Raw genomic sequence first — 6,809 nt, forward strand, 5'->3', positions numbered from 1 at the left:
ACCTTTATGGACGTATTCCCCGAGAGAGCGCACAGAAACAACTGGCTATCGCCGAGGTCTGGCTGCGACAGCACAGTGATGACCCGGAGCTCTTACTTTGTCTTGGGCGTTTGGCGATGGTAGAGCGGCAGTGGGCCAAGGCGAGAGACTTTTTGGAGCGCAGCCATGCGGCACGGCCTAGCGAAGAGGCTTGTCTGGAGCTGGGGCGATTGCTGACTGCTGTGGGCGATCACGCAACGGCTGCAGAAGTCTTCCGCGTGGGGACTGGATTACGTAGCAGCCCTCTGCCTGAGCTTCCCCAGCCTGATGACGTTGTTCCCGAGACTCATCGACTCGAGACTTAAGAACGGTTTCGCTGTGATTGCCTAGCGGCGTCTGGGAGCTGGGTCGACGCCAATGCCAAGATCTTCCCACATTGACTCGACCCGTTCGCTGATGGCTTCATCCATGTGAATGGGAACGCCCCATTCACGATCAGTTTCGCCCTTCCACTTATTAGTGGCGTCAAAGCCTACCTTTGAGCCTAAGCCTGCCACTGGCGAGGCAAAGTCCAGATAGTCGATGGGCGTATTGTCGATAAAGACACTGTCGCGACGGGGATCCATCCGGGTTGTCATCGCCCAGATAACATCCTGCCAATTACGTACATTCACATCATCGTCAGTCACAACGATGAATTTGGTGTACATGAACTGGCGAAGGAAGCTCCAGATACCCAGCATCACGCGTTTGGCATGCCCCGGATACTCTTTACGCATACTCACAACGGCCATGCGGTAGGAGCAACCTTCCGGTGGAAGATAAAAATCGATAATCTCGGGGAACTGCTTTTTAAGCAGCGGGACGAAGACTTCGTTGAGCGCTACGCCCAAAATGGCAGGCTCATCTGGCGGTCGTCCGGTATAGGTGCTGTGATAAATCGGCGCTTCACGACTACTAATAGCGGTAACGGTAAACACCGGAAAGCGCTCAACTTCGTTGTAGTAACCCGTATGGTCGCCAAAGGGTCCTTCGTCGGCTTCTTCTCCCGGTTCGAGATAGCCCTCAAGGATAAATTCGGCGGTGGCGGGTACCTGCAGGTCGTTGGCCTTACAAAGTGGCGTAATGCATTCGCAGAGCTCGGTTTTAGCGCCGCGCAGCAAACCGGCAAAGGCATACTCAGACAAGGAGTCGGGTACCGGGGTTACTGCGCCTAAAGTGGTTGCTGGATCAGCGCCCAGGGCCAGCGCCACAGGGTAGCGTTCTCCCGGATGCTCAATTTGCCAGTCACGATAGTCCAGGGCGCCGCCGCGGTGCGATAGCCAGCGCATGATTAGCTTGTTACGGCCGATCAGCTGCATGCGATAAATGCCGAGGTTTTGCCGGGTTTTATTCGGTCCACGGGTAACTACCAGAGGCCAGGTGACAAGTGGTCCAGCATCGCCGGGCCAACAGGTTTGTATGGGGAGGTCGTAGAGGTTGACGTCGTCTCCCTCACGAACATGGGTTCGGCAGGGCGCGTTGCGGACCATTTTGGGGCCCATATCCAGGACTTTGCGCAGTAGCGGCGCTTTTTCCCAGGCATCTTTCAAGCCTTTTGGGGGGTCTGGCTGGCGCAGATAGGCCAATAGTTCGCCAATCTCTCGCAGTGCCGACACGCTATCCGCGCCCATGCCCAGCGCTACGCGCTCCTCGGTACCAAACAGGTTGGCAAGTACCGGAACTGTGTGGCCTTTGGGGTTTTCGAAGAGTAAGGCGGGACCTTTAGCGCGTAAGGTACGATCCGCAATCTCGGTCATTTCTAGATTCGGATCGACTTCCTGAGTAATTCGCTTGAGCTCACCCCGAGCTTCAAGCTCGGCGATAAAGCCGCGCAGATCACGGTAGCCGGCTGCCATAGTCTGATTCTAGCGCTTGTTATCGATTAGCTTGGCCTTGAACAAGCGCTATTTGCGCTTCATCGACATGAAGAACTCTTCGTTAGTCTTGGTATCTTTCAGTCGGTCCATGAGGAACTCTACGGCAGGCGTGTCTTCCATGCCGTGTAGGAGTTTTCGCAGGATCCACATGCGCTGTAATTCTTCTTCGCCCGTGAGCTTCTCTTCCCGGCGTGTGCCGGAGCGACGAATATTGATCGCGGGATAAATGCGCTTTTCGGCAATCTTGCGGTCCAGGTGCAATTCCATGTTGCCCGTGCCCTTGAACTCTTCGTAGATAACCTCGTCCATCTTCGAGCCGGTATCAACCAATGCCGTAGCAATGATCGATAAGCTGCCACCTTCTTCGATATTTCTTGCGGCACCAAAGAAGCGTTTTGGGCGTTCCAGCGCGTGAGCATCGACGCCACCGGTCAATACCTTGCCGGAGCTTGGGATAACGGTGTTGTAGGCTCGCGCCAGACGTGTAATGGAGTCTAAAAGGATCACTACATCACGCTTGTGCTCGACGAGACGTTTGGCCTTTTCGATGACCATATCTGCAACCTGAACGTGACGTGAGGGGGGCTCATCAAAGGTGGAGGCCACGACCTCTGCTCCGCGAATACCTACAGAGCGTTGCATCTCCGTAACTTCCTCGGGGCGCTCATCGATGAGCAGTACGATCATGTAGGTTTCGGGATTGTTGGTAAGAATTGCCTGGGCGATGTTCTGCATCATGATGGTCTTACCAGCCTTCGGCGGTGCAACCAGCAGTCCACGCTGGCCTTTGCCTATGGGGGCTACCAGATCAATGATGCGGCCAGTGAGATCCTCGGTGCTGCCGTTGCCCACTTCTAGGGTCAGGCGCTCATCCGGGAACAGCGGCGTCAGGTTTTCGAAAAGTATCTTGCTCTTGGAGTTTTCAGGTCTGCTGAAGTTGACCTCACCGATTTTGAGCAGCGCAAAGTATCGCTCGCTATCTTTCGGTGGCCGAATTTTGCCGGTAATCGTGTCACCGGTGCGCAGATTGAAACGGCGAATCTGGCTTGGCGACACGTAAATGTCGTCCGGGCCGGCCAGGTAGGAGCTGTCCGCAGCGCGTAGGAAGCCAAAACCGTCCTGAAGTATCTCGAGCACTCCATCCCCGTGAATGTCTTCACCGCTTTTCGCGTGGCGCTTCAGAATTGAGAAAATGATGTCCTGCTTGCGCGACCTGGCCAGATTATCAAGGCCAATGGTCGCCGCAATATCAATGAGTTCCTGCGTCGACTTGGTCTTCAGGTCAGTAAGGTTCATGGGCTCTGACGAGCGCATCGCATCTGACCCTGCCGGTGGCGCTGCCGGTGACGGCTTGTTGTTAGAGCGCGACTTCCCCCGACCTTGAGAACGGTTTCGGGACGGCCTACTGAGCGCCTCGCCTTGATTCTGTGCCGGCTCAGGGTTTGCCGCAGCGGAGGCATCACTTGGAGCGTTTGACGGCTCTTGCGTTTTTGCGGCTGGGGGCGCGTCACCCGGGGTCGACGATGACTCGGGCGCTTCAGTCTTTGCAGCTGCGGGGGCAGGCGCGTCACTTTGCGACGAAGTTTCGGACGAATTTTGTGTTTCAGTTTCGATTTGCGATGTACTAGACAAGTTTGGGGAACCAGAGAGAAAGGGTTAGTGGGTTCGCTGACACCTGGGCTCTTTGGGCTAAAACCGCTTCTTAGACTTGCCTGAAGCGCTGTTAAGCGGACGATACAGAGGGGTGGCAGAGTTGTTATTGTCGCGCAGGGCCGCGCAGACACATAGAAAATAGCACGCTCCTGAAAGGAGGTCTAGCGCTTTTTTCTCTTAGAGCTTTGGAGAAACAAGGCCCCGCACAGAGGTGGCGGGGCCCCTGGATCAGGCGATGCTTTCGTTCACGAATTCAACGAGTTGCGTCTTGGAGAGTGCCCCGACCTTTGTAGCTTCGGCGTTGCCGTCCTTAAACAGAATCAATGTTGGGATGCCGCGGATGCCGAACTTTCCCGGAACTTCTGGGTTGGCGTCGACGTCTACCTTGCAGACTTTGAGCTTGCCTGCATACTCGCCGGCGATTTCGTCAAGGACCGGGGCTATCATTTTACAAGGCCCACACCACTCAGCCCAAAAGTCCACCAGGACAGGTACGTCACTGCCAAGCACATCCTGCTCGAAGCTTGCGTCGCTGACGTGCACAATAGCGTTACTCATGTTGTCTCTCCATAACGTAGTTTGATTGTAAAAGCGTGATTCTATCTTGGAGATTGGGGTTTTAGGCAAATATTCAAGCTTTGCATGGTAGATCTTTATCGTGACTGAGACATTTCGGGCATTTTCCCGGCACGCAATGATAGGAAGTAGGTGAGATGGCAGCAGGTAAACCAGTAAAGATTGTGATCATAGCGTTGGTGGTAGCGGGCTTTTTTGGCTTCTGGTACTTCGATTTACAGTCGTTGCTCAATTTTGAAGAGCTGCGCGGGCGTAGTGACGACCTACAGGCATTGCGCAACGCTAGTCCGCTGATGGTGGCGCTGACCTTTTTTGGGCTGTACGTGGCGGTAACAGGCCTGTCGCTTCCCGGTGCTGCGATTATGACGCTCGCCGGGGGCGCCATATTTGGTTTCTGGACCGCGTTGCTGCTGGTGTCTTTCGCCAGCTCGGCGGGCGCTACGCTGGCATTCCTGGTCTCTCGCTCCTTGCTTCGTGATTGGGTGCAGACCCGTTTTGGGCGGCAACTGAAAGCGCTCAACGAGGGTTTCTCTCGAGATGGCGCGTTTTATCTATTCTCGCTACGCCTGGTGCCGGTGTTTCCGTTCTTTGTGATCAACTTGATTTCCGGACTGTTACCCATCAGTACCGGTCGCTTTTATTGGGTATCCCAGCTGGGGATGCTCCCGGCCACCGCGGTGTTTGTAAATGCGGGAACGCAGCTTGGCCAACTGGAGAGCCCGGCGGGTATTTTGTCCCCGGGACTTCTGGGGTCTTTTGTCCTGCTGGGTGTGTTTCCCTTTATTGCCAGAAGTCTGCTGGGGCGCCTCAAATCGCGTCGACAGTTGGCCCGGTTCACACGACCTAAGCAGTTTGATACCAACCTGGTGGTAATCGGTGCGGGCTCTGCGGGTCTTGTGGCCTCTCTTATTGCGGCCACGCTCAAAGCCAAAGTGACGCTGATCGAGCGTCACAAAATGGGCGGGGACTGTTTGAATACGGGCTGTGTGCCCAGTAAAGCGATTCTTCGAAGCGCCCATGTAGCGAACGAGATGCGCCGTGCCCCGGAGTTTGGTATCGCACCGGTGGAGGTGTCGGTCAATTTCCCGGCGGTTATGGAGCGCGTGCAGGAGAAAATCGCAGCGATTGAGCCCCATGACTCGGTGGAGCGTTTTACCTCGCTGGGTGTGGACTGTGTGTCGGGAGATGCCAAGATCGTGTCTCCCTGGGAAGTTGAGGTAAATGGTGAGCTGATTTCTACACGACACATCATTATCGCCAGTGGCGCCCGTGCCCGAGTCCCAGATATTGAGGGGCTTGAAGATCTGGACTATCTGACGTCCGATACGCTTTGGGACATTCGCGAGCTCCCTAAACGATTTATGGTTCTTGGCGCAGGCCCTATCGGCTGCGAACTTGCCCAGGCGATGGCCAGTCTCGGCTCCGATGTAACCTTGGTGACGCATGCTCCGCGGATTCTTCCGAGAGAGGATGAGGACGCTGCTACCTTGGTTCACGCCAGGTTGGAGAAGAGGGGGATAAAAGTACTGACCCATTGTGAGCCGCAGTCCTTTGCTCTTACTGATGGTGTGCAGTCGGCGCAGTGCCTTCTCCAAGGAGAGGCCTTTTCGCTGGAATTCGATCGTGTGCTGCTGGCGGTGGGCCGGACACCCAATATCGAGGGGATGGGCCTGGAAGATCTGGGTATTCGCACGACTACTCGCGGCACTATCGAAGTCGATGATTATCTACAGACCGATATTCCTACGATCTTTGCCTGCGGCGATATTGTGGGGCCATACCAATTTACGCATACCGCAAGCCATCAGGCCTGGTTCGCGACAGTTAACGCGTTACTGGGGCATCTCAAGCGCTTCCGCGTTGATTATTCCGTTATCCCCTGGGCGACGTTTACGGATCCCGAAGTGGCACGGGTAGGTTTGAGCGAAGACGAAGCCAACGCACAGGGCGTGCCCTACGAGGTCACGCGCTACGGCATTGACGACCTTGATCGTGCCATTGTCGACAGTGAGGACGAGGGCTTTGTAAAAGTTCTCACAGTTCCCGGCCGCGATCGCATACTCGGTGCGACGATCGTCAGCGCTCACGCGGGAGACTTACTGCCGGAGTTTGTGCTCGCGATGAAACATGACCTGGGGCTGAATAAAATCCTTGGCACTATTCATATCTATCCGACCATGAGTGAGGCTAACCGCTTTCTTGCCAGCGAATGGCGTAAAGCCCGAAAACCCGAAAAGTTACTCAACTGGTTGGGTCGCTATCAGAGCTGGCGACGCGGCTAAGCCAAGGCGGTTCGAACTGTGCCGGAGTCGCTGCTGTGGTCGGTATACATTCTGCGCTGCGCCGATGGATCGTTGTATACCGGCGTCACCCGGAATTTAGTGCGGCGTCTTCGCCAGCACAATGGCGAGCTGGTCGGCGGTGCTCATTACACCCGGGGGCGTCGGCCGGTGGAGGCTATTTGGGTAGAGGAATGTGAGAATCGGTCCTGTGCTCAAGTGCGCGAAGCAACAATAAAGCGCCTACCTCGATCAGACAAACTCAGCCTTGTTCGATCATCGCCTCAAGGGATTCCTGCTGCATGAGCCATTCGCTCTCGAGCTCTTCCAGCGCGGTGCGATGAGCACCCTGATCCCGCAGGAGTTCGGTGAGCTTGGCTTTGGCATCTTGCTCATAGATTGA

General features: G+C 55.6%; 6 protein-coding genes. 3 read left to right on the forward strand and 3 right to left on the reverse strand.

Going from position 1 to position 6,809, the window contains the following annotated elements:
• The coding region (locus tag ACI9KD_RS16485; protein ID WP_414982262.1) for a heme biosynthesis protein HemY at window positions 1-344 on the forward strand (344 nt) is incomplete at its 5' end.
• Between the two features lie 21 nt (window positions 345-365).
• On the opposite strand, the gene ubiD is transcribed toward ACI9KD_RS16485, so the two are convergent.
• From ubiD to trxA, 3 genes are all read right to left on the reverse strand, one after another.
• Window positions 366-1,877 (reverse strand): 4-hydroxy-3-polyprenylbenzoate decarboxylase, encoded by a 1,512-nt coding sequence (gene ubiD, locus ACI9KD_RS16490; RefSeq protein ID WP_414982263.1) that lies wholly within the window; start codon window positions 1,875-1,877, stop codon window positions 366-368.
• Window positions 1,878-1,925: 48 nt separating this feature from the next.
• The gene (rho, locus tag ACI9KD_RS16495; protein WP_414982267.1) at window positions 1,926-3,194 is read right to left on the reverse strand and encodes a transcription termination factor Rho; all 1,269 of its coding nucleotides are present in this window, start codon (window positions 3,192-3,194) and stop codon (window positions 1,926-1,928) included.
• A gap of 585 nt (window positions 3,195-3,779) precedes the next feature.
• Window positions 3,780-4,109 carry a thioredoxin TrxA gene (trxA, locus tag ACI9KD_RS16500; RefSeq protein WP_414982264.1) on the reverse strand — a complete coding sequence of 110 codons (330 nt, stop codon included), beginning with the start codon at window positions 4,107-4,109 and terminating at the stop codon, window positions 3,780-3,782.
• A 155-nt stretch (window positions 4,110-4,264) separates the two neighbouring features.
• Here trxA and ACI9KD_RS16505 point away from each other — a divergent pair, with 155 nt between their 5' ends.
• Both ACI9KD_RS16505 and ACI9KD_RS16510 read left to right on the forward strand, forming a co-directional pair.
• Window positions 4,265-6,409, forward strand: a complete 2,145-nt coding sequence (locus ACI9KD_RS16505; RefSeq protein WP_414982265.1) for an FAD-dependent oxidoreductase — start codon at window positions 4,265-4,267, stop codon at window positions 6,407-6,409.
• Between the two features lie 18 nt (window positions 6,410-6,427).
• A complete protein-coding gene (locus tag ACI9KD_RS16510; protein WP_414982266.1) occupies window positions 6,428-6,712 on the forward strand; it encodes a GIY-YIG nuclease family protein in 285 nt (94 codons plus the stop codon).
• The last annotated feature ends 97 nt before the right edge of the window (window positions 6,713-6,809 follow it).

It is taken from the genome of Congregibacter sp. (assembly GCF_047617445.1).
Classification (GTDB): Bacteria; Pseudomonadota; Gammaproteobacteria; order Pseudomonadales; family Halieaceae; genus Congregibacter.